This window comes from Roseivirga spongicola, assembly GCF_034376045.1.
Lineage (GTDB): Bacteria > Bacteroidota > Bacteroidia > Cytophagales > Cyclobacteriaceae > Roseivirga > Roseivirga spongicola.
The window spans coordinates 502,334-523,972 of sequence record NZ_CP139724.1 but is presented as its reverse complement, the minus strand read 5'-3'; the positions used below and the strand labels follow the sequence as shown (position 1 = coordinate 523,972).

24 protein-coding genes are annotated in these 21,639 nt (G+C 37.3%); 16 read left to right on the top strand and 8 right to left on the bottom strand.

Annotated features, from left to right (window positions below; all coding sequences use genetic code 11):
* From T7867_RS02350 to T7867_RS02340, 3 genes are read left to right on the top strand one after another with little or no spacing between them, the layout of a single operon-like run.
* Nucleotides 1-735, top strand: coding sequence for an N-6 DNA methylase (locus T7867_RS02350; RefSeq protein ID WP_273275741.1), 735 nt, complete (start codon nucleotides 1-3; stop codon nucleotides 733-735).
* A gap of 24 nt (nucleotides 736-759) precedes the next feature.
* On the top strand, nucleotides 760-927 hold the full coding sequence (locus T7867_RS02345; RefSeq protein WP_157717456.1) for a hypothetical protein: 168 nt from the start codon (nucleotides 760-762) through the stop codon (nucleotides 925-927).
* Nucleotides 911-1,381 (top strand): JAB domain-containing protein, encoded by a 471-nt coding sequence (locus tag T7867_RS02340; protein ID WP_322299794.1) that lies wholly within the window; start codon nucleotides 911-913, stop codon nucleotides 1,379-1,381. The genes T7867_RS02345 and T7867_RS02340 overlap by 17 nt, the downstream gene beginning before the upstream one ends.
* Nucleotides 1,382-1,422: 41 nt before the next feature.
* On the opposite strand, the gene T7867_RS02335 is transcribed toward T7867_RS02340, so the two are convergent.
* Nucleotides 1,423-1,659 carry a hypothetical protein gene (locus tag T7867_RS02335; RefSeq protein ID WP_068215378.1) on the bottom strand — a complete coding sequence of 79 codons (237 nt, stop codon included), beginning with the start codon at nucleotides 1,657-1,659 and terminating at the stop codon, nucleotides 1,423-1,425.
* A gap of 2 nt (nucleotides 1,660-1,661) precedes the next feature.
* Nucleotides 1,662-2,654, bottom strand: a complete 993-nt coding sequence (locus T7867_RS02330) for a hypothetical protein (protein WP_068215376.1) — start codon at nucleotides 2,652-2,654, stop codon at nucleotides 1,662-1,664.
* 712 nt (nucleotides 2,655-3,366) lie between these two features.
* Here T7867_RS02330 and T7867_RS02325 point away from each other — a divergent pair.
* On the top strand, nucleotides 3,367-4,413 hold the full coding sequence (locus tag T7867_RS02325; protein ID WP_068215375.1) for a tyrosine-type recombinase/integrase: 1,047 nt from the start codon (nucleotides 3,367-3,369) through the stop codon (nucleotides 4,411-4,413).
* Between the two features lie 259 nt (nucleotides 4,414-4,672).
* Here T7867_RS02325 and T7867_RS02320 read toward each other — a convergent pair whose 3' ends face one another.
* Both T7867_RS02320 and T7867_RS02315 read right to left on the bottom strand, forming a co-directional pair.
* The gene (locus T7867_RS02320; RefSeq protein WP_068215373.1) at nucleotides 4,673-4,924 is read right to left on the bottom strand and encodes a hypothetical protein; all 252 of its coding nucleotides are present in this window, start codon (nucleotides 4,922-4,924) and stop codon (nucleotides 4,673-4,675) included.
* A complete protein-coding gene (locus tag T7867_RS02315; RefSeq protein ID WP_068215371.1) occupies nucleotides 4,924-5,325 on the bottom strand; it encodes a DUF2958 domain-containing protein in 402 nt (133 codons plus the stop codon). Before T7867_RS02315 ends, T7867_RS02320 begins: the two co-directional genes overlap by 1 nt.
* Before the next feature lie 531 nt (nucleotides 5,326-5,856).
* On the opposite strand from T7867_RS02315, the gene T7867_RS02310 reads away from it, so the two are divergent.
* Nucleotides 5,857-6,417, top strand: coding sequence for a hypothetical protein (locus T7867_RS02310; protein WP_068215370.1), 561 nt, complete (start codon nucleotides 5,857-5,859; stop codon nucleotides 6,415-6,417).
* A gap of 185 nt (nucleotides 6,418-6,602) precedes the next feature.
* Here the strand turns inward: T7867_RS02310 and T7867_RS02305 are convergent, their stop codons facing one another.
* Both T7867_RS02305 and T7867_RS02300 read right to left on the bottom strand, forming a co-directional pair.
* A complete protein-coding gene (locus T7867_RS02305) occupies nucleotides 6,603-7,325 on the bottom strand; it encodes a hypothetical protein (protein WP_157717455.1) in 723 nt (240 codons plus the stop codon).
* A gap of 5 nt (nucleotides 7,326-7,330) precedes the next feature.
* On the bottom strand, nucleotides 7,331-8,002 hold the full coding sequence (locus tag T7867_RS02300) for a sigma-70 family RNA polymerase sigma factor (protein WP_068215366.1): 672 nt from the start codon (nucleotides 8,000-8,002) through the stop codon (nucleotides 7,331-7,333).
* A 116-nt stretch (nucleotides 8,003-8,118) separates the two neighbouring features.
* On the opposite strand from T7867_RS02300, the gene T7867_RS02295 reads away from it, so the two are divergent.
* From T7867_RS02295 to T7867_RS02285, 3 genes are read left to right on the top strand one after another with little or no spacing between them, the layout of a single operon-like run.
* Entirely contained in the window at nucleotides 8,119-8,292 is a 174-nt protein-coding gene (locus T7867_RS02295) for a hypothetical protein (protein WP_185101168.1), read from the top strand.
* Nucleotides 8,293-8,324: 32 nt separating this feature from the next.
* Nucleotides 8,325-9,008, top strand: a complete 684-nt coding sequence (locus T7867_RS02290; RefSeq protein ID WP_068215364.1) for a hypothetical protein — start codon at nucleotides 8,325-8,327, stop codon at nucleotides 9,006-9,008.
* Nucleotides 8,989-12,489 carry a PIN domain-containing protein gene (locus T7867_RS02285; protein WP_068215362.1) on the top strand — a complete coding sequence of 1,167 codons (3,501 nt, stop codon included), beginning with the start codon at nucleotides 8,989-8,991 and terminating at the stop codon, nucleotides 12,487-12,489. Before T7867_RS02290 ends, T7867_RS02285 begins: the two co-directional genes overlap by 20 nt.
* 110 nt (nucleotides 12,490-12,599) lie before the next feature.
* Here T7867_RS02285 and T7867_RS02280 read toward each other — a convergent pair whose 3' ends face one another.
* Both T7867_RS02280 and T7867_RS02275 read right to left on the bottom strand, forming a co-directional pair.
* Nucleotides 12,600-12,956, bottom strand: a complete 357-nt coding sequence (locus T7867_RS02280) for a hypothetical protein (RefSeq protein ID WP_068215360.1) — start codon at nucleotides 12,954-12,956, stop codon at nucleotides 12,600-12,602.
* Nucleotides 12,957-13,089: 133 nt separating this feature from the next.
* Nucleotides 13,090-14,436: a hypothetical protein gene (locus T7867_RS02275; RefSeq protein WP_157717454.1), complete on the bottom strand. Its 1,347-nt coding sequence runs from the start codon at nucleotides 14,434-14,436 to the stop codon at nucleotides 13,090-13,092.
* A gap of 260 nt (nucleotides 14,437-14,696) precedes the next feature.
* Between T7867_RS02275 and T7867_RS02270 the strand changes: the two genes are divergently transcribed.
* The 8 genes from T7867_RS02270 to T7867_RS02235 all read left to right on the top strand — a co-directional run bounded on the left by T7867_RS02270 (nucleotide 14,697) and on the right by T7867_RS02235 (nucleotide 21,583).
* On the top strand, nucleotides 14,697-15,131 hold the full coding sequence (locus tag T7867_RS02270; protein ID WP_068215356.1) for a hypothetical protein: 435 nt from the start codon (nucleotides 14,697-14,699) through the stop codon (nucleotides 15,129-15,131).
* Nucleotides 15,124-15,897, top strand: a complete 774-nt coding sequence (locus T7867_RS02265) for a hypothetical protein (protein ID WP_068215354.1) — start codon at nucleotides 15,124-15,126, stop codon at nucleotides 15,895-15,897. The genes T7867_RS02270 and T7867_RS02265 overlap by 8 nt, the downstream gene beginning before the upstream one ends.
* A gap of 5 nt (nucleotides 15,898-15,902) precedes the next feature.
* Nucleotides 15,903-16,640, top strand: a complete 738-nt coding sequence (locus T7867_RS02260; protein ID WP_068215352.1) for a hypothetical protein — start codon at nucleotides 15,903-15,905, stop codon at nucleotides 16,638-16,640.
* 48 nt (nucleotides 16,641-16,688) lie between these two features.
* On the top strand, nucleotides 16,689-17,408 hold the full coding sequence (locus tag T7867_RS02255) for a hypothetical protein (protein WP_068215351.1): 720 nt from the start codon (nucleotides 16,689-16,691) through the stop codon (nucleotides 17,406-17,408).
* Nucleotides 17,409-17,554: 146 nt separating this feature from the next.
* Nucleotides 17,555-20,308 (top strand): MobF family relaxase, encoded by a 2,754-nt coding sequence (gene mobF / locus T7867_RS02250; protein WP_157717453.1) that lies wholly within the window; start codon nucleotides 17,555-17,557, stop codon nucleotides 20,306-20,308.
* Nucleotides 20,241-20,666: a hypothetical protein gene (locus T7867_RS02245; protein WP_157717452.1), complete on the top strand. Its 426-nt coding sequence runs from the start codon at nucleotides 20,241-20,243 to the stop codon at nucleotides 20,664-20,666. The genes mobF and T7867_RS02245 overlap by 68 nt, the downstream gene beginning before the upstream one ends.
* A gap of 11 nt (nucleotides 20,667-20,677) precedes the next feature.
* Complete coding sequence (locus T7867_RS02240) at nucleotides 20,678-21,271, top strand: hypothetical protein (RefSeq protein WP_068215347.1); 594 nt, start codon at nucleotides 20,678-20,680, stop codon at nucleotides 21,269-21,271.
* 42 nt (nucleotides 21,272-21,313) lie between these two features.
* On the top strand, nucleotides 21,314-21,583 hold the full coding sequence (locus tag T7867_RS02235) for a helix-turn-helix domain-containing protein (protein WP_068215346.1): 270 nt from the start codon (nucleotides 21,314-21,316) through the stop codon (nucleotides 21,581-21,583).
* The last annotated feature ends 56 nt before the right edge of the window (nucleotides 21,584-21,639 follow it).

Below are 21,639 nucleotides of genomic sequence, written 5' to 3'. Positions count from 1 at the left end.
ATGAGAGATTACTTCAATGAACTCACAAAACAGCTCACCCATTTAGGTCGCAGGCATGATCTTTCACGCATCTTCAACGATCTTTTGACAATAGGTGTTTGCTCATTTCACAAAACCAATATCCAAAGCCGATTAAAGGAAAAAGATGAGAGTAATGAGCAGCTCTATTTACAAACAATCAAACCCTATGAAAAGCATGAAATCGAAGAATTAGGGAAGACACTAGGTACTATTCAGCTCAATATTTTAGATAACCCCTACTCTGATATCCTTGGCGAGTTCTTCATGCAACATATTACCAAAGGACAGAATGGTCAGTACTTCACGCCTGAACCGATCTGCGATTTTATGGCTAAAATCAATCTTGAGGGCATCCAAGGAGAAGGCAACAGGGTTTATGATCCTGCCTGTGGGAGCGGTCGCATGTTGCTCAGTGCCGCAAAGATTAATCATCGCAATTTCTTTTATGGCGTAGATAGCGCACATAGCTGCGCTCAAATGACTGCGCTTAATTTTTTCTTCAACGGATTAAAGGGTGAGGTTGCTTGGATGAATTCGCTCAGCAATGAATGGTTTGGCGGTTGGAATATCAATATGGATGGTCTCGGCATTCAGCCTATCCAAAAAGATCAATCACAAATTTGGAGAGAGGTTCCCAAAGCCAAAACCGCAGAGTTTGAAACGAGATCTAACAGCACTCCATCAAATCCATCACACCAACTCACACTTTTTTAAACTAAAACCGATAGGGAGATAAATATGAAAACATTCATCGCCAAAGCTGAGATGTGTACTTATTTACAAGTCAGGATAAGAGCCAGAACGCAAGAAGAGGCAGAAGAGAAAGCTCAAAATATGTGTGGAAGTGCATTTTCTGAAATTGACGGAACTGGGAGTTGGGAGGTTTATAATGTCGAAGAAGAATAAAACAGATGTATCAAATCAGTTTGAAGAGGTGAGTTTAGTCTACCGCAACAAAACGAGAGCTATTGATAGGCCTAAAATTGAAAGTGCGGAGTGCGCTTATAGAATATTGAAATCAACATGGGATCAAGATCAAATATCTCTAGTTGAAGAAGCGAAGGTGATGTTTCTCGATAATCAATTAAGGCTCATGTCTATATCAACCGCCTCAAAAGGAGGGATGTCGGGAACAGTTATAGATCCGAGAATCGTCTTTGCTACAGCTCTAAAGAGGCGAAGCTCGACAATCATTCTCTCACACAATCACCCTTCCGGGAATTTAAAGCCCAGCCACGCAGACCTATCTCTTACCAAGAAGTTCTATGATGCTGGAAAGCTTCTAGAGATTACCGTTGCAGATCATTTGATCATCTCAAGTGAGGGGTATTGCTCTCTAGCTAATGAAGGATATATCTAGATCGCACAACTGTAATTGTCGATTTCTAAAAATGAAAGAAACTAAGGGACTAGGTCACTTGAAGATAAGTTGGAAGGTGCAGGCGATTCTTCCTCAAACTTTTCTTCTCCTTGGTAGTATCTTGAGCCAGTAATAGAAAATAGGAAAGAAACGAATCTTTTGTGCTTCTCAAGGTTGGCAAATGATGGCGTTTTACCATCAATAAAATTGACGCCAATTTCAGGGCTATCAATCAGTTCTTTTCGAGCATCTTGCTCTTTCGTTAATTCATCAGTCATTATTACGCTCCTTTTTTTACTTTTTCCTCGAGGTAGAATAAGGTGTTCAATAGATCATAGAATACATCTGAATAGGCTTTAAGGCAATTTAAACAAATCAAGTCAGATAATCCTCCTTTCATATTATCAACAGTAAGGAAGCCTATTGTATTGTTTCCAACCATCCCATCACTTCCTTTAACAGGCTTTTGAATAGGTGTTGATATGACCGCTTTAAAAAACTTATCCCACTCTGGTATTCTATCGTGAAAATGCTTTAAATCGTTACAGTCCTCACATTGAAAACTTGTTAAACCATTTTCATTAGAAGTAATTTCTTTAAATGGGAAAAACTCCTTAGCTAAATATCGTTTTCGTTTTTTATCAATATGTTGCCTTTCTACATATGAAGTCGGATCTCTGAAAAATGTTTCGCAGTATTTATCTTGTGGGTCCGCACTCTCATCAGTCAACATTGTGATATAAATGGCACATTCATCGCCAGTATGCTTATCAAAGAAATTTTTCAAGTTTGCTGTGTAAAAAACTAAAAAGCTTTTTACATCTGTTTTAATGGAATGATAGTCACTCGTATTATCTGAGGCGATTGCAATTAATATCCTGTTTTTCAGAATTTTAAGTTCATGAGTGATTGCCTTATTTGATTTTGTTAAGGCTGTAATTGAGGCTTGCATAAAGTCAATTTGATCCCTTAAATCCTCATTATCATCTTCAAGTATTTTTAACTCAAACTTATGCTCTTTTCGAAGGTTTTCCCCCAGCCTCCTAGCATTGTCATTTCTCTTTATAAGTCTCATCAAGGCGAAAATGAGGCCTAGATTTACCACATTCACAGCAATTACTGTTGAATAAAAAGGAAGTTCACTTCCGTTAAATTCATTGCCATTTTGCATTAAGGTGACAAATACAATTAAGGACTGAATGATGGTTAAGATTGCAGCTATAATGCTTATTTCATCAGCCCTTACTTTTTTATACCACTTCTGAGAAGACAATATCCGTGTGTTTTTTTAAAATAATCGATAAAAATAGCTGTTTTGACTTTTAAACCAAATCTTATTTGTGGCTCCAAATACTCTCTAAGCGAGATTGACTCAAAAATCTACTTCACCTAAACTTAAACTTCCCACCTGTTGAAATTGCCATGGAGAATTATTCTTCATGGCAATTTTTATGGATTACAATAGCACATGATATTTTCATAATACTCAGGATGAGTCTCCTTTTGGATTAAAGATTGACTGAATACATGGCTCAAGATTTTAGGTCCAACCTCCTTAAGTTTTAATGAAATCATGATGCAACTTCGATGAGTTAATTGACGCGTTTTTGCACCTCTTGAAAAGAGATCGGATTCATCAATTTTTCTACAGACATCACGTCAGAGGAGATCAAACCCCTGAATTAAAGCCTGTGTCATGAACTCAAAGTGAACTATTTCTGAAGGAACAAAATAGGAACATACGCTTGACACAAAACTTAATTAGGATTATAGTCCTACGCCAAAAACAAGCGAGGCATTATGTTACCAGAGTTATACACACCAAAAGAAATTGCGCTAAAGTTAAAGCTGTTCAACGGAGGAAGGCCGAATGAGAGCTTTGTTAAGAGACTAGTCAATCACGGAGAGCTTGACTGTATTAAAATCTCAAAGAACAATATTCGAATCACTGAAAAATCACTGGAAGACTTTGTTAGGAGAAAGACGTGTCAAAAAGAAACAAAGGGCCGCATGTTGCCAAAAGAACAGACCGAGGTTGGTGGGGAGTTAGAGAATTTATTAACGGACAAAGACATTGGATCATTGGCGGCTGCCCAAGCGAGCAAGAGGCTCAGGATGAACTTATCGAAATCCTTATCCAAAGAAGGCAAGGAAGAACAAAGCTAAAAGACATTAGGGTCGGAGAAGTTCTTGCTTATTATCTTGATAACCATATTCCACATACAGCCAGGCCACAGCGTGGGCTAACTTATCACGATACACTTACACCCTTCTGGGCAAAATTGATGGTTCAGGAAATTAATAAAGCGAAGTGTCAGAACTACATTCAGATAAGAAGGCAGCAGTTTAAGAGCAAAAGAAATAGGGATATTTCCAATGACTCGCTTAGGGCTGAAATCGAGCATTTGAATGCTGCACTAAATTATGCCCATGACAACAATTATATCGAGGTGCTGCCAAAGCTTTGGAAGCCACCGAAGGCACCAGCAAGAGAACGATGGTTAAATAGAAATGAACTTGCGCTTCTATTAAACGCAGCCAGAAAGAGTAAGGCAAAACACTTATCACTATTCATATTACTGGCCTTATATACGGGCGCTAGGTCAGGAGCTATTCTGGATTTAAAATGGACACAGGTAGATTTGAAGAATGGAATTATAGATTTCAGGCCATCTCAGAAATCTCAAACGAAAGGATATTCTATTGTACCCATTCCGCCCAAACTCAAATTTTTTCTCGAAAGATCCAATAGACAGAGCGAGTATGTTATCCATATTCATGGTCAACCGATAAAGAGCGTGAAAACAAGTTTTGAATACATCAGAAAAGAAGCCCGTTTAGAAGGAAAAGTCACTCCTAATACCCTTCGTCACACCCATGCCTCACTTCTTAAACAAGATGGGATCGCATCTGCCTTTATCGCTGAAAATATGGGGCATTCAACACCGGATATGGTGGACAGAACCTACGGACATATGAGCAAAGTATATTTAGATATAATCAAGCAAGCACGATGGGGGAAAGCGGCTTAACTGTACCCATGACTGTACCAAGGTAGAAACTTTAAAATTGAAAATCTTTGTAAGTCTTAGTGGGTGTGGTGGGCCAGGCCGGACTTGAACCAGCGACCAATCCGTTATGAGCGTATATTATCTATTAAAAACTAAGGGTTTTTGCGAGTTTTCGAACCTCCATTTACCCAGATTTCATTCATTTCAGACCGCTTAACTGTACCATGACTGTACCAAGTAAAAATTACTCAAGGTGTTAAGAGAGCATATGTGAAATACTTTATTCATTGTAATCCTGATCCCATACCCAAGCGGTTTCTTCGAATACTTTCTCTGGCAATTTCTTACCATCAAATATGTACCCATAGGTCATTTTTCCCGTTGTTTTTCTGTAATTTTCAAAGAACTCTTTAGACTCACTAAGACTCCAGCCTCTTGTTTCACGGAGCCATTTGATAGCTGCCAAAGGAAGAGCGGGATATGACCGAATTGTTTCCTCGTCTGGGATTCTATTTTGATATTGTCTATTCATTAAGACTTAAATTTTAATAAATCTTCTTTCGTCACTCTTTCTGTAAATCGCAACGTGATTTGCCCATAATCCTTGGCCATACGTGCATACAAATTAATATCCAAGCGATCAGCGCTTTCATAAAGCACATCATGGTAGACCCCCTGATTTTTGTATCCACGTAAGTCTTCCAATTCTTTAATACTGACATAGCCTAGTTCAGGTCGGTCACCAGCAATCTCAATTAGCCCAAAAGCTTTATCATGATTTAAAGGGTCAACAGACGCCAAAAACCAAGCTGAAGGTGGATTGTTTGGTAGACGTAGTAAAACAATCGGAGGAACAGTTTCGTCAGAACCATTTTCAATTTTCTTCCCATTTTCGATCAGCTTTGCAAGTTGATCCTTCGATAAAAGTGACATTTCAAATTCTAGTTTGATGGATCTAAAATTTAGGAAAATTGGCTTGCAAAACCAATCTGAATGCATTGCTTGTAACTAGATAACAGACGGTATGGAAACCACTTCTCTACTATGGAATTATGGGGCATAAGAAAAGTGGTTCAAAATATGGTCGCGGGCATAAATTGGAAACCAAACTTAGATGGCTAAAAAAAATTGCTTATTGTAGGCATATAACAGATCCAAATGATTATGGACTGGACGAATTTCACTATTTAGTCATTGAAATTAAACTAATCTGAAAATGCCGTTGGCAATATGTTAGCAATTTCATTTAAACCTTTGTCGCTTCAAATAGGTGCTCAGTCTAAGCAGAATTGTTTGCCTGATGGATCAATGCCGTAAAACATTTTTATCACGAATGGTCAATTGTATGACAATCAACTGAACTACATTATCTGATTAATTATTAAATTATATAATTCTCGGATTCAGAGTCGAGCCTTGTTGGTCGTTGTTGTATCATTTAGTAGAACCACACAAATCTTTTCAATGAAAAATTTCGAAGACTTTGTAAAACACATAGTAAGCAAATGGAGAGCTGAGAAAACAGCCCTTTTAACTGAGCATGGTTTGGCGGGGCTGGCTAACAGAACATACGGAGATAAGGCCGAAGAATATATTAAAAGAAAAGTGGAGGCTTTAACTCCCAGCTATACCACTTTTATCTCTCCAGGCAGCCAAACTCCAGCCGATATAATGGCGGTAGCACGCAGAAATAGCTACTGGCATATTATGCTGATCCAGGTTAAGAGTTCAGATTCTGAAAATAGCATCTACCAACTAACCGAGAAAGACCGGAAAGTTCTGAACCAGTTTGCACAATTTGTTAAAAAGGAAACAGGTGTCTTCGAAGGTTTTAAAACCTATGTAGGTAAATCCATTGTAGTTTCCACAGGCTATGCTGCAGTAAGGCGAATTGAGAAACCTTCTTTAAAACATTTTCTAGTCAATACTGAGGCATATAATCACTATCGCCAAAATACTTCCCAATTAGATTTGGAGGGGATGAAAGAAGCTGTGGCCAAGGCGCATCGCTTGGGAAAAGCTTAGATATGATATTTCAAATTTAACTAAGACTGAAAGAAATAGAATGTTCTAATCCGGATACTAAGACGACTCCCCGTTTACAGATAAGAATAGTTGTTAATTATGCAGTCAATTCATTTTACATACTTTGCATCATACCTTAAACAAGTAATCAGCTTAAGCAAGATTAATAAAATGAGAAGAACAGATTATTTGGGCACTATCTTTTTCTCTTTCATCCAATCAATGGCTCTTATAATACGTTTTCGTTCAAATATCTCTTTATGCTTAGACCAAGCATAAATCTTCTCCACGATTATATCATGTGAGAAAGTTTCACATTCTTCTATCAGTTTTAGCCAACAATCATAAATAGTGACAACTAATTCAATTTGTTCAGCATTGAATTTTCCGAATGTTTTGATGATAAACTCAAGCTTGGACTTTTCCTTGCTAAAGTATTTGTCCAATAATGCTTCGTGCTCGCCTAATTTATCCAGGGGGATGTACTTAGGAGTAGAATCTTGATCATATTTGAACCATTTCCTGTTTTCAAATTGGTTGTCAATTGATCGAATCAATTGCGGATCATATGGCCCCATTTGATGTTTTGCAAAGCTTGTATAAATCTGCATTCCTACGAAATGCTTACACAGGTAGATCATCTTTTCTAATTTCAGATGCCCCATTGATCTGTCTTTGCTTAATTGGGAGACAATTTCTGCGGCCAAGACTGTGCGTTTGAAATAATCCGCACCTTTTGGTTTGTTAGCTTTTTTTAACTTAAGTCTTTCAATGATTTTCTCAGGATCGACCTCCTCAACTCGACTTTTGAATTGATAATTTTCAAATAGTCTCTTAAGGCTCACTAATTGATCTTTGTTTTGAGGAAATTCAAAACCTATATAAGCCAAAGTTTCGTTCTGATTCATCAAACTCATTCCGATTCTTTCATTCCTTGAACATAATTTTCAATGGCGGCATCAACAGCATCGGTTACTTCTTTAAGATAGCGATTCACAGTGTTTTGAGTAAGATTAAGCTCTTCTCTCATGCTTTTAAGAAGTTTCCTTGGAAGCGTAAAGCCTTCTTTCTTATAAGTCTTATAAGTCAGGTATATCGTTTTATGATTTTGTGAGAAGGAATTGACTACTTTATAAAGTAATCGAACTTCAATTTTAGACTTGGCGAGTTGTACTTCGCTCATTTTAGGAAGTTCTCGTTGAATAACTTCTGTGCCATCGTAAGGATTATTCTCTTTTCTTTCTTTATTTCTATGAAGATCAATTAATGCATTTCTCGCAATCTTATTCAGATATAGCTCGAACAAGTCGTCAATAGGTACTTCTGAAACTCTATTTGTATTGAAGTTACCTCCCTTTTCATAAAACCTCTCAAAGACTTCATTCGCTAACCACTCTGCCGTTACAAATCCATGTCCATGGTTTTTACAAATAAATTCACAGGTATTTAAGATTGAACCTCTGAATTTCAAAATCAAAATCGACAACGCAGAAAAACGTGTTTCATCTGCCAAACTTTTATTCAGAACTGTCTGAATCAATTGCCCTGTATTGTTTTCACTTTTGTTGTCCTGACCTGAATTCAATGATCTTCAATTGCTATACGCAAAAGCCTTGGTAGGCACTTTGCGTAGTGTGGGTGTGCACAACCTGAAGAGTTACGTGTGCTTAAAATTTAATATTATCAAAAATTAATTAAAAAATGGCAACTAACAAACCATATGGAGATGGGGCAAGAAAAGGAGCTGTGAGAAACAGAGCACAGATTTTTAATCCCAAAATTGAAAGATATGTGAAAAGGAACACTGAAACTGGTCAGTTCATGGATGTGAAGTCTGATGGTGAGAAGTTCAAAGGTGTTAGAAAGGAAAAATGAATAAAGAGTAAGGTCAAATTATATCTTCAACAATGTCTAAGAACAAAACAACTAACAACGAGTCCAATAACAACTGGCTAGCCGCTATTGGGGTCGTAATTGCGGTCCTCTTTTGGTGGCTTATTAAAAGTAATGTCAAAAAGGATCATAAAATTAAATCTTTGCAAAAAGAGAGAGATCATATGAAAGATGAACTTCTTCAAATTTCAATGATTATAGATGAATCCATAGATCTAACTAATGAAGTCAAAGTAAGATTGAACCGCTTGCTCTCTCAGGAACAAGAATTGGGAGATAAAGTAAAATCAGAATTAGCCCAAGCCTTTGTCCTGGTACAACTCAGGCTAATGTCAAAGGCCCTACTTTCAATGGCCAAAATAATAGAAGAATCCTTGAAAAGTGTCTTTTCGAGAGATCAAGAATTCAAAAGGAAATATAAACAACCAAAGTTTGTTTGGCTTTTGGAACATGCGAAAGAAACCGGACTTCTAGACAAATCTGAGTACCATTATGCCAATGGCATTCGTGAACTAAGAAACGAAGAAGCTCATTCGATAATTGAATCAAAAGATAGCTCTTGGGAAGTGACAAGCTTACTGGTTGCAATGAACATAATAGTAAAACTGGAAGCTAAAAAACCCAAGGGACTCGCTGCGATGTTACTTCCGCCATTTCCATCAAAACGAAAAATCAATCATGAATCAAAGAACGTATAAACTAATCACCGTTTTTTCTGGAGTAACAGCAGCGCTAATAGTTCTAATTTCTTTTCTTTTTGAAATGCCTTGGAGCAGATTGTTTAGCCTTGTATCCGTGCCTCCACTTATAGCCACGGCATATTTGTCAAATAAGAAGACAAAAGAGTTTAATAAGGAACTCTATTTGAGCTTTAAGAACAATCTTGAAAGCTTCCGAGACGAGCTTGCTGCATTTATCCTCGGAGACTTAGATAAGGATTTAGAAAGGTTGATAAACCAAATACAAAACTCAAGTCTTTCGGAAAATTCTAAAAGCGAGCTGCTTGCTGAAGCTCATTATTTACTTGCCAGATTTCATTCAGCCACGGGCTCTATTGAAGCAGAAAAGGTATATGAGAACTTTGTTTTGGCTTATGAATATCAGCCCAACAGGATAAAATATCAAGAGAGGGCTTGCACTTCATTAATGGCATTGAAAAAGAAAGAGAAAGCTCTTGATTTGTCAGTCAAAGTTCTAAGAAGCAAGCGTCATAGTGCCAGAGCGTGGTTTGTGAAAGCCTCAATTCAATTCAATAATGACTTTACTCACTCTGAGATTCCTCGATCCTTATTGAAGAACAAGGTTTATTTATATTTGGTATATAATCATCTTTATCAATCCCATCAACTCTATAATGATGAGTATAAGAACCTCGGTCAATTCGACCTTGTAGAACTCCCGGAGGAGATCGACATTGATAATATTCATTATTGGATATTCAAACTTGCCATTGTCTTTAATGCTCAAATGCAAGACTTACCTAGAGTCTCAACTTACGAAAGAGATTTAGCTTTTGCCACGAGTCCAGAGATCAAATGGTGTCATGAGACTGCGCTGAGGATTCGTAATGTATTAGACGATAAAGATGTTTTAAAAGCAACTTTCTTCAACCAAGTATACTACTTCTACCATCACAGTGCATATCTCCTGAATGGAGATACTTCTGATGTTTTTGCCTTGGTATCATGTTGCAGAAACTTCTGGAAGAATGAAGGGTTGAAAGCATTTGTAGAGGCAACCCTTGTATGCCTCAGTCAAATTGAGGAATACAATGAAATCATTGCTCTCTCGGAAGACTTAGCCTCGGCTAAATACGATCTTGATTTTCTGGTAGGATTTGCATATTCAAATCTAGAACAGAATGGAAAGGCATTGGTACATTTGAAAAGACATTTTGAAAACGTACCTGATGTAATTGCTGAAGAATCATCAAACTTTATTGCCTTTTTCCATCTACTTCATCAGTGTGATGAGAGCCCAAGAAAGTATTACCTCGATCATATAGTTAATAAGCAATTTGATTCATCATTAACTCAACTAATACTTGAGTTAAACTCTTTACAGTTCGTCACACAAGAAGTTGATGAGCAACAGGTCACAGATATCAAGAATCAAATCCTCAATGAAAAAGAGAAGCTTTTAAGAAGCCAGTTAATCTCAGTAGCTCAAGTCTTGCTTGCCTTCGAAAGAGGTGTCGAGGCTTTAGAAATCTTGGATGGAATTCCGAGATTGGAAAAGGAACCTATGGGCCTTCATCTCCTAATCGAATGCCTGAATTCACTGAAAACAGATCATGACCGATTGCTTGAGTCACTTGAAACATGGAGAATAAGTTTTCCTGCCAGGTTTAGGTTTTTAATAATGGAACTAGAGATATGTGAAAGACTCAAATGGTATGACCGAATTGAATATATAGCTGAGTTTGGGCTAAAGTCTTTTGAGAATGATCCTGGTTTACTTACATATTTAATTCTTGCACTTTCTTGTCAAGAAGGGAAAGAAGAGAAACTTGATCTATTACTGGATCAAGCTTTGTTGCAAATTGATTTCAAAAACAAGCAATTAGAGTTAATAACGAAAATCCTTTTCAGAGCCAAGAAATTTAACCTGGGACTTGATTTAATATATAATAGAGCCTCTGTTGAAATCAATAATTTCAGCCTTAGAAACACCTATTTTGCTTTATTGAGCTTCTATGATAAGGACATAGATTTCAAGGAAAAGATAAGTGTTGAAAAAGATTGTACTGTGAAATTAACAGGTAACAACGGCCGCTCTCACCTTGTCCATCTCTCAAAGGAAGCTTTGATCAATAATCACGGTTTTCGCAAACTTCTGGGCCATAAGAAAGGGGAAAATGTTACCATAGAGAGCAAGTACAACGACTATAACGATCTATTCAAGATCGATGGAATATTCAACAAATATCATGGCTTACTCTTACAGATTATTGAAGAAGCGACACAGAAAAAGTCTTTGTCTGGTTATGATATGGTATCTGTTGACTGGAAAGGTAAAGACTTTGAAGACATGGAGAGAGCCTTTGTCGAGCAGTTTGGTCTCTCTGGAGATCAATATAAAGAGGCTATTAAGGACTCTTTTAAGAAATATGAGAAAAGACAAATTGGCTTCACTTTCTTGGCAGCAGCATTCGCCCGCGATAAGCTCTATGAACTATTTTCAGATTTAACACATGATAATTCATCAGGTTATTGGAGTCTTCCAAATTCAATATTCAAGTCGAAGAGTCTTGATCAGATTGAGGAGTTTGTTCCAGACTTTGCTAGTATCTGCACATTCTCACTTCTTGATGACCTAATTGATTTCTCAAAGATCACTTTCGTTGTTCCACAGTCTCTCATTGACCTCCTACAAGAAAGAGTGCATTCTCTTGAACATATGCCAAGCGAGTTTACGTCTTTGGATATTTCGGTGACGGGAGGGGTAAAACCTATATTTCACACTGACAAGCATAAAGAAACTCTCCTTAATGGCTACAACCAGATTTTAAACTGGATTAAGAGATATTGCAAAGTAGCGTACCCTACTAATAAGCTGGATATCATTTCTATCAAGCTTGAAGAGTTTCAGGAAAGTAGTCTTTTTTCTGAGTACTTGATAGATACCCTAATGTTGGCCAACCCCGTTCATCGAGGGTTCATAAGTGATGATTTACAATACTTTCAATCCTTTAGTCATGCTCTCTGCCTTTCAAGTCCTGAATACTTTATAAAGTACTATTTCAAGGAAGAGTATGTGAGCTGCCAATTAGAATTGTTGAGGAATAATTTTATCGGTATAACTCCTACGGCTGAGTTGTTACAGACTGCGTTTGAAGATAACCCAATTCTCGAAGCTCCAAATAATGTGTTCAGGAAAGCTCTGCGTTCTCTACCATATAATGCACATCAGGATGAAAGAACTCTTTTTGAGGTGATTGATTTTCTCAAATTCCTATTTGAACAGACTTTAAGCAAGTCATTCAAGATGAGCATTGCCGAGACTCTATTTCGAGAAGTTTTTAGAGGTTACCCTAGGTTCAATATTCAGCCAGAAGAAATAACAGGATATATTAGGAGAAATATGAGCCTTTTGGGGAATGCGTCCACCGAATTATGCCAATGTCTTATAAATGCCCTTAGCTCTCTAAAAAAGAAAGTTGAGGTAGTTGATAATTAGGTAAATACTAATTCTATCGAATTTCAAAAAAAATGTTTTCTAATAAGTTTTACATAGACTTATGAAGTGCTTTCAAGGTTCAATGACAGTAATCATCTCATTAGCAACTACTATTCAAATGATAGATGTTTAAGGTCTGAAACAATGGAACCTATTTTTTCCGAATCTATATCGACAAGTGAGGATTTAGAAAGGCCCAAAATTGAATCAAGCTTTTGATTATCCACCATGGGTTTGCTTGATTTATGGAATTCAGATAAAATCTTGTTCAAATATATCTCATCATTCAAGTCAAACGGAGGTTTTGCTGTTCCTAATTTTATTATCAAGTGTGTAGCTTCCACATCCCAAGAATATTCTTCAAGTAAATCAATCATCTCCACTAGTTCTTGGGTATTTTGTTCTGGGTATTTCTTTTCAAATAATTGAACCAATGAAAGTACCTTTCCCGAAAACTTTTTGCTCATTATTCATCCCCTAATACACTCTATTATTCTTAGTTTTAAATGAATTGACTCAAAGTGTCAATTTCTAATTGACATTTTGTTATGAAAGAATATCAGGCTTAATTCTCTTCATTTTTTCATTCTGAATGAAAGTCTAAACTGTCGTAAAAATAAGTTTATCTCCATTAGTATACTTTTTTATGGCAGACAAGATATTTTCGAAGTCATCCATTAGGTTTCTATAATAAACTATCGATGCACGATCTTGAAGGTTATCGAATTGAGATTGATTTAAACTTGCAAAGTATTCAAAGCTCTTCTTTTCCTTTTCATTGCAGATGATTAGCACTCTTCTACATAATTCAAGGCTTCTACCAAGTAGAATTAGATGTAGTGTGGACTCTTGAGTACCTGTATGGATATGAATAAATGTATAAATTCTTAGTCTTTTTTTAAGCAAATCTTCAATAGTTTTAATTCTAGGAGCTCTACTCTCATAGAAATCCATTTTTATTGCTTCTACTAATGACCGAAGGTTTATCAAATCGTTTCTTTTCCTTAAATCATTTTGTTTGGATAAGGAATTAATAATCGTATCAGTGTTAACGTAAATTTCCTTTTCTTCATGATCAACATATCGATATTGAAAGTTAACTAGGCGATATCCATTATCCATGGATCCAATTCCAATGTTTCTGTAAAGCTTCAGATAGTCAATTTGAGAATCAACGGAAAAGGATAAAAAGTTTCCTGATTTATTACCTACCTCATCTATAATTACATCGTATTCACCAGTTTCTTTTAATCGGCTTATGGTTGAATCTAGTTTGTCTTGATTATCTCTCTTGTTTAAATAAGAGCCTAGAAATCTTCCTCTAATTCTACCGGAGAATAAATTGTCAGATTGAGTGCGCATGTAAATACCTACAACATCATTATAGTCATCACTGAAATAAAGAAAGATTGACATCAGTATCTTGTTTTTATCATAAGGAAAATAGAAAGAATAAAGTCTATCAGTTATCCAACGATAACTACCCTCAATAGTGTTTAACAGGGAACTGCTAAGTTCATCACAGGATTCAAGTTGGCATTTGAAATCTTCTAAGCAATTTAGAGATACAACTGAGAGGATAGGTTTAAGAGAATGCCGTCTATTAGGCTGGTTGTAAAAAAAGAGAATCCATGACTTATTTGTTAAAGTAAAATTCCTTTGTTCTTCAAGTTTACTGTTTTGCTCTTTAAGAGCCTTAGCTTCTGCTTCCTTTATCTCCAAATATTCTTCGGCCTGTTGAATAATATAGTTAAGACCTTTCACATAAGTCCATTCCTCAAATGGAAGACCACTTCTATCATGATGTTCAGGGTTATTATATCTTTCCAGTTCTTCAAAAAATTTCTTTTTGAGCTTTTGATATTTGCCGATTGAACAGTTTGCTCTTCCTTTTGCAAACATTGGATAACCACCCTCAATTCTTTGAAACCTTTCTGAGATTTCCATAATCTTGTTGTTGAGGTCTTCAAGTTTGTCTTTTTCGGACATATCAATCTTATCAATTCTTAGTGAATATAAACCTGCAAAATCAAGTTAGCAAAGAATTTACTCATATCTGATATGTAATAATTCAAGCTGATCTACTTGGTAGGAAGGGCTGCATAATTTAATCGTGAATTCACGAAAAAATGAGTGAACTCACTGATAATCAAAACTTTAAGAAGGGGTGGTTGCGTTAATTTAGTCGACATGACAAATTAATTATTATGAAAAAATCATTCTTTAAAAGGCTCTTCAATCGAGGTAAAAATGCTGCCGAAGACTATGTCTTGCAAGACTTAGTTTATGCTGATGTTATAAAAGATTACGCAAAGCTAGCCGAGCATAACAAGCATACAGGAATTCCTGTCGAGCTCACTGTTGCTCAAGCACTGCTGGATTTGGAAGAGTTTAAAATCTCTTTTGAAAGCAAGCATCTCTATTGGTCAACTGACAAACAAAAGGAGGTTGACCGAACACTAGAGAAACTCACTCACATCAAAGAAAATGCGGAGGCTTTCATTAATTCAGAACTAAAATCCGTGCCCGACTCAATGTTTGAAGCTATTGATAAAGCCAATACACAGTTGGCTGAATTGAAAGCCGAAAAGCAGGAAATTCGAGACCTATCTGATCACTCTAAAACTCAAGATAATGAATAGGAAAAAACAGTATAAAAAATTTATAGCCCTGTTGAAGGACCAGCCTGTCTCTTTGGCACTCATGATTGTTTTGGGGCTTATGCTATGGGCAGGTGACTACTCATTGAGTAATCAAGTCTACCTCTTAATTTTTGAATTACCCTGGCAAGCCAATTTAATGGCGGCATTTATTGGAGCCTTCTTCGCGGCCACACCAAAACTAACAGCCTATCAGTTTGCAAAAGGCAACTATTGGCTTGGAGTTATAGGTCTAATCATTATGACCTTCTTCATATTCATTCTTTTTATTGGTCAGAAGGAGGTTATCGTCCAGAGTTCTCATGATCTACTAAGCGGGCTTTTGGGTGATGCCAATCCAATCAATGAAGTACAAGAAAGTAAGGTTCATTATATCGCTACAGGTCTACTCTCTGTACTTTGCCTCTTCTCCTTATTCATTTCCTTTCAATATTTCTCGGCAAAAAGAGGAAGTCTACCTTTAGATAAGCTACTACTTAAAAGATTCGTCCTCAGAAAACTTCAATCTGAAATTCAACTAGTCGATGGGAATCTTCAAAGGCTCGAGGATAAACCCAGAAACTTTGCTGAATCAAAAGTTCATCAAAACATTCAGGAGTTAGAAGACTCGCTCCACCTGCAACAACAAGAGCTTAATAGACATGATGTTCTAAAGGAGATAGATGAGCGATTTTATGAAAACCTTCGATCCAGAGTAATTCTGGCCATTTACACCACTTACATCATTAACAATAACAGTAAATCTTAGAAATTATGAAACCTTCAAAAAGCTACGTTTACGCACTATTGGCCTTACAAGCAGTACTTGTCCTATCAATAGCTAGTTCTAATTCTCAGAATACTCCTACAAACGTTTCTGCACTAGGTATTATTTATGATGCCAGTTTGGATTCATACAGCGATCAGACTTTCCATGTCGATGCTGTTTTCAAAGGCGTTGTTCAGCGCTTTGGCTTTTCAGATATCCACCAAGCTAGATATTACTATTCAACCATTTGTGGAGAAAATACCATTGCAAGTATCCAGAGCTTAGAGATCAAAAAGAGTAACCCGATATCTGTTTCTACAAGACAAAGAAAGGATTTGGTTGGGAGGTTCTTGCTCGATGTTAAAGATGATATCAGAAAGCTTTCCGAGCAACCAGTAGATCAAGGGCAAACGAATCTCTATAGAACGCTCACCAGACTTGTGGATCAGTTCGAACCTGATGCCACTGGAAAGCATATAGTCATTATAAGTAATCTAGCTGAACATTCGTCTGCATTGCAGATGTCTCCCCGGTATACAAAATCACCATCGAAAATTATGGACGATTATGATGTGTTGGTAAAAGCTCTATCAAACGATACCCCTCTTCCAAATCTTGATGGATTTACTATTGAGTTGATAACGCCCGGCAAAACGGATTATCACCTATGGCTTTCCAGATTCTGGAAGAAGTTTCTATTGGATAGAGGAGCAAAACAGGGGCTAGTCCGATCTAGGTTTTGAGCGCTCTGATATACCCAACTCATTGTTCATACTAAAATGTCATTAACTATGATTACGGATGAATCAAATAGAAATTTACCCTCCAGAAAAGGTGTTAAGATTGGTGATTTTGCAATTATACATTGGGCAGCGAACGGCAGCTTAATTAAGGCTTTCTTTAATAAGACTTGGCTAGGATTCTTACTCCTTTGTGCTAAACAATATGTACGTTTTAGCCGAGCCTTGAGTGCCCTTCAGATGTGGTCTACATTTAGATATAATCCGGGCTATCAAACCCTTGGCCTATTGTCGATCATTGCTTCAATAGGGTTTCAGGTTGGACTTAATAGTACAGCAGTATTGGATATTTTTAAGCCTTTCGGGATGTTTTTTATACCCGTCCTAATCTGCTTCAAGTCACCAGATCAGATTTACGACTTTGTTTGGATCAACGTGGAGTCTCAGTTTTTGCTTGGCTATACAGTCTTATTTACCTGTTTTGGTGTTTTTCATCTGATCACTATATGGACAGGGGGTAATAAATCTCTTACCAAACGAGGCGAAAGCTTAATCATGAAGGCCCTGTCTAAGTCTATCAAACTCGATGAATTTGTCATTTGCGGCTTGATTGAGCCCTTACTCTTTATTGCTATTGGTTTTGCCGCTTGGAAGTTAGCGGATGATGTCCTCTTTTTTGGATTTACATTGTTTACCTCTTTATCGGAATTTTCTCAGCAAGTTCTAGATAGAGCATATAAAGCAGAACGAGACTCAATTGTAAGAGCATAGACAAAAAGTAGGAATTAATTCTCATTTAGCCATTGACCCTGAAAGCATTAGAGGGTAAAACATGTTTTAGAAAGCCCATAATTACGCCTAGAATCAGGCTTCAGGTCTTCGAAATCAATCTTCTCAATAATTTAAACTTTACCGTCATGCTAAGAAATACCATGCTGAACAAAACTGCTCGTGCCAAATCCTATTATAATCCTTCGCTCAGCAAACAAGGAGAGTATTATGGTGAAGGAGAAGATGCTTATTATCATGGTAAGCTCTCAAAATTGCTTGGTGTGAATAAAGTAACGATCGAGAATTTTGGTAAACTTGTTGATGGGGTTAATCCAAATAGCTCCGAAAGACTTACAATTGATACTTCTAATAGGAGAATTGGATGGGATCTCACAATCCTTCCACCAAAGAGTTTTTCACTTGCAAAAACGTTTTCAAATGACTCTGCTGAGTTAGAAAAGGCTTTTAGAGAGAGTAATAGATTGATGATGCTCAAAGCCCAAGAGCTCATCCTTGTACAAAATAACACTTCAACGGAAAGGAGATTTGAGTCGACTTCATCAGGTATTTGGGCCGAATTTCACCATCAAGTCGGGCGACCAGTAAAGCATCAATATAAGAACGAGGAAGTATTTGCTGGACAGCCTTTGGAGCATATTCATAACGTACTGTTCTCTCTTTCATATAGTAACACTAAAGACAAGTTTTTAGCGGTTGAACCACTTCGTCTTTATAAATCAGCACCATTTTTAGAAAGCTATTTTCACAACACGCTCAGCAATAAATTGGCTGAATTGGGTTACGTGATTGAGCGTACGGATGATAATTGGACTATTAAAGGCATATCAAAATCAGTTTTAGATCGCTTTTCAGAGCGAGGAAAAATAGTAGAGAAGATTGCTAAGGAAAAGGCTATCACAGATCCAAAGGCCAAGTCGGAAATTGCGGCAAGAAGTCGTGTCTCAAAAAAGAAGTCAGTTCCAGAAAATCAATTGTATGATGTTTGGAAAGCCCAGTTAAGTAAGGAAGAATTATCAGCGTTCCAATCTCTAAAGTCACAAGAGAAAAGTCAACAGCGCACCCTTAGTGTACGCGAAGCCATAGACCGAAGCCTTGAGCATTTTCTCGAAAGGAATTCAGTTGCAGAAACAAATCGTATCCTTGGACATGCCATGTCGCTTTCATATGGTGCAGGTCATAGCCTACAAGATTTCGAGAATGATCTGGCAGGGCGAGATAATATTCTCTATGGCAGTGATGGTGTAATTCCTATTCTAACGACTAAAGAAATGGTCAGGTCTGAGGATCAGATGATCTCTAAGGTTGTTGATTCTAAGGGAAAAAACAAGCCAATTCATCCAAACTATAAGATCAAAAGGGACTTTCTGAATAATGACCAAACCCGTGCAGTAAAGTCCATTTTAAGTAGTTCTGATCGCATAATAAATATTGAGGGGAATGCAGGAACGGGCAAGTCAACTTTGCTCCAAGAGCTATCTGATGGAATAAATGAAAAAGGGTTAAAGGTCATTCCAATTGCACCCTCCTCCCAAGCTGTTGAGGTTCTTCGTAAAGAAGGGTTCAAGGATGCCCAAACTATCGCTTCATTCTTGGTGAATACCAAGTCACAAAACTCGATAACCGGAAACGTCTTGGTGATCGATGAATCGTCCATGTGTGGGGTTAAGACAATGAATAAGATACTGAGCATTGCTGAAGAGAAAAAAGCCAGACAGGTGGTATTAAGTGGTAATATTCGCCAGCATTCCAGCCCTGGTGAACACGGTGACTCCCTCAGAATTCTCCAACAGCGTGCTCAGATTAGAACCATTCGAGTTAGAGAGAATTTGAGACAAAAACCTGAACTTTATAAGCAGGCTGTTAATCTTATTGCCAATAAGAAAATCATTCAGGGATATAAAGTCTTAGATGAAAAGCTTAAAGCTGTTCAAGAAATTCCAGATAAAGAGGATCGCTTTGATAGGATTACTGATGATTACATCCAGTCAATAAAATCTAAGAGAAGTGCGATCATTATAAGTCCAACGAACTTTGAAAAGGATGCTATATCCGATTTAACCAGAGAAAAACTAAAGGCTGAAGGCATAATTAAACAAGAGGAAAGAGTCTTTGAGACCCTCAAAGATTTATCCCTCACCCAAAGCCAGAAGCGCGATGGACTTCAATATCAGCCTGGTAGAGTTGTGAGAATAATTAAGAACCAAGTTGGAGGGCTACGTGCTGGAAGTCATCTTGAAGTTATTTCTAATGCTCCTAATCAGCCTGTTCGGGTAAAGGATTTGAAAACTGGATCAGGGCATAATTTACCGCTAGATAAGCCTGAATATTTTAATGTCTACACCAAGACTAAAACTCCAATTTCAGTAGGTGAGTTTGTGAAACCGACAGCCAATTTGGTTTCTAAGGAAGGCTCAAAGATCAACAACGGAACACCCCAACGTGTAAAGGCTTTTGTCAAGGATGACATTCTATTGGAGAATGGAAAAACCTTATCTAAGGATAGCTATCACCTTGCTCACAATTACGCTTCAACCAGCCATGCGGCTCAGGGCCGTACATGCCAAGACCTTTATTTAAGCATGAGTGACATGTCTATGGGCGCTATCAATGATCAAACATTTTATGTGGCAGTATCAAGGGGGCGATCCAAAATACAGATCTACACGAATGATAAGGCAGAACTAAAATCTGCGATAAAAAGAAGTGGAGAGCGCACCACAGCTCATGATGTAGCCAAGCAACATCATTACAGGCTCATACAAAGACAACAGCAACTGGATTATAAGAAAAGAATTAAAAACGAACGAGACTATGCGGCACCAAAACAGAGACGGACAACAGCTACGAGGGATATTTCCCAAGGAGTCGAGAGACGATAAAAATAGCTCTAAAAATAATCCTGCTTCATCTCTTGACGGTGCAGGACAATATTACGCCCTAGGTACAAAAGACGAGCCAATCAAGCGTTTTGAGCTTATTCAGAACGCGTCAAGATACAGTTTGTCTTATTCTCTATTGCCAGTGTCGATTTTAGAAAATAGCAGCACTCTTTATTTAAGGGCTTATGAACTGATGGTCACTGTAATGGGCAGGAATCTAGACCCTATTCATGAGCACTTTTGTAATGAGCGCATCCTGTGGGTCAAAGCAAGCCCGTCTGGAAAAGATGATGGTACAGCCTCAACTTTTGTAAGTGAGATTAGAGTAGAAGGAGATGCCGTAAGCACCACAATTTAAGCCTGATTGAGATGAAAGGATTAAAGGATAAAAAGCATAGTGTAAGGATAGAGAAGAATTTAACTGATGCTGAATTACAGCAAAAGCTAGACCTCTACAGCCAAGGTGGAGAGAAACAATTCTTTAAAATTCAAAAGATTAAAAACTCATATCTAGATCAGCTCAAAGAGCAACAAAATGTTCGATCAAAGTCAGATATAAATTTTGCCTTAGGTGTAAGGTCTGGTCTTCCCCACGCACCTTATGAATCGATAAAGAGATACCGAGAAGATCTTGATCAAAAAATTAGAGATCAGGTCATAGAAGAAGCTAAAGGTGAATATAGAAAGCATCAAAATCTTGGTAAGGAATTCAACGGGAACAACAAATCCTATGAAGCCCAAAGCCCGAAAAAGGCTAATAAAGATGAGTTGGCCATAAAGAAACAGCCCTCTCTTTTAAAACAAGAATACAATAAGAACCAAACACCAAAGAAAACAGAACTATCACCTTCAAATAAGAGAAATAAAAATCTTAGAAAATATTTCTCAGGACCAAGTAAAGGGTTGGAAAATTCCAGTCCGCAAAAGGCCAGAGAAAACAGGGGTATGGATAGAAATATATGATGGAAGACTAACTAAAAAAACAACATTCAAAAGCGTGGAGCTATGAAAGTAATACTGATTGAAGAAGAGGCTTTTTTTGAGTTGATTGATCGTGTGGTGGAACGCATGAGCGAGAAACTATCAAAAAAGGAGAACAAGTGGCTCACGCCAGAAGAGGCAATGAAAGAACTTGGTGTTAAGTCTACTTCAACGCTTCAAAGGTATCGTGATGAAGGAAAGATTAGATACTCTCAGCCGAGTAAGAAAATCATTCTCTATGACCCCTCTTCTATTCAGGAATTTTTGGAAAGTAAAGCAAATGACACATTTTGATGATGAAAGATTTAAGAAAAACCGAGGAGTACAAAAAAGCTTATGAGAGAGTGGAT

Coding starts and splice junctions, on each gene's coding strand:
- T7867_RS02335 (WP_068215378.1), bottom strand. CDS start 1,659: ATGACTGATGAATTAACGAAAGAGCAAGATGCTCGAAAAGAACTGATT.
- T7867_RS02340 (WP_322299794.1), top strand. CDS start 911: ATGTCGAAGAAGAATAAAACAGATGTATCAAATCAGTTTGAAGAGGTG.
- T7867_RS02345 (WP_157717456.1), top strand. CDS start 760: ATGAAAACATTCATCGCCAAAGCTGAGATGTGTACTTATTTACAAGTC.
- T7867_RS02235 (WP_068215346.1), top strand. CDS start 21,314: ATGAAAGTAATACTGATTGAAGAAGAGGCTTTTTTTGAGTTGATTGAT.
- T7867_RS02255 (WP_068215351.1), top strand. CDS start 16,689: ATGATTACGGATGAATCAAATAGAAATTTACCCTCCAGAAAAGGTGTT.
- T7867_RS02245 (WP_157717452.1), top strand. CDS start 20,241: ATGCGGCACCAAAACAGAGACGGACAACAGCTACGAGGGATATTTCCC.
- T7867_RS02270 (WP_068215356.1), top strand. CDS start 14,697: ATGAAAAAATCATTCTTTAAAAGGCTCTTCAATCGAGGTAAAAATGCT.
- T7867_RS02280 (WP_068215360.1), bottom strand. CDS start 12,956: ATGAGCAAAAAGTTTTCGGGAAAGGTACTTTCATTGGTTCAATTATTT.
- T7867_RS02285 (WP_068215362.1), top strand. CDS start 8,989: ATGAATCAAAGAACGTATAAACTAATCACCGTTTTTTCTGGAGTAACA.
- T7867_RS02290 (WP_068215364.1), top strand. CDS start 8,325: ATGTCTAAGAACAAAACAACTAACAACGAGTCCAATAACAACTGGCTA.
- T7867_RS02240 (WP_068215347.1), top strand. CDS start 20,678: ATGAAAGGATTAAAGGATAAAAAGCATAGTGTAAGGATAGAGAAGAAT.
- T7867_RS02305 (WP_157717455.1), bottom strand. CDS start 7,325: ATGAATCAGAACGAAACTTTGGCTTATATAGGTTTTGAATTTCCTCAA.
- T7867_RS02260 (WP_068215352.1), top strand. CDS start 15,903: ATGAAACCTTCAAAAAGCTACGTTTACGCACTATTGGCCTTACAAGCA.
- T7867_RS02310 (WP_068215370.1), top strand. CDS start 5,857: ATGAAAAATTTCGAAGACTTTGTAAAACACATAGTAAGCAAATGGAGA.
- T7867_RS02320 (WP_068215373.1), bottom strand. CDS start 4,924: ATGAATAGACAATATCAAAATAGAATCCCAGACGAGGAAACAATTCGG.
- T7867_RS02295 (WP_185101168.1), top strand. CDS start 8,119: ATGGCAACTAACAAACCATATGGAGATGGGGCAAGAAAAGGAGCTGTG.
- T7867_RS02350 (WP_273275741.1), top strand. CDS start 1: ATGAGAGATTACTTCAATGAACTCACAAAACAGCTCACCCATTTAGGT.
- T7867_RS02265 (WP_068215354.1), top strand. CDS start 15,124: ATGAATAGGAAAAAACAGTATAAAAAATTTATAGCCCTGTTGAAGGAC.
- T7867_RS02275 (WP_157717454.1), bottom strand. CDS start 14,436: ATGGAAATCTCAGAAAGGTTTCAAAGAATTGAGGGTGGTTATCCAATG.
- mobF (WP_157717453.1), top strand. CDS start 17,555: ATGCTAAGAAATACCATGCTGAACAAAACTGCTCGTGCCAAATCCTAT.
- T7867_RS02315 (WP_068215371.1), bottom strand. CDS start 5,325: ATGTCACTTTTATCGAAGGATCAACTTGCAAAGCTGATCGAAAATGGG.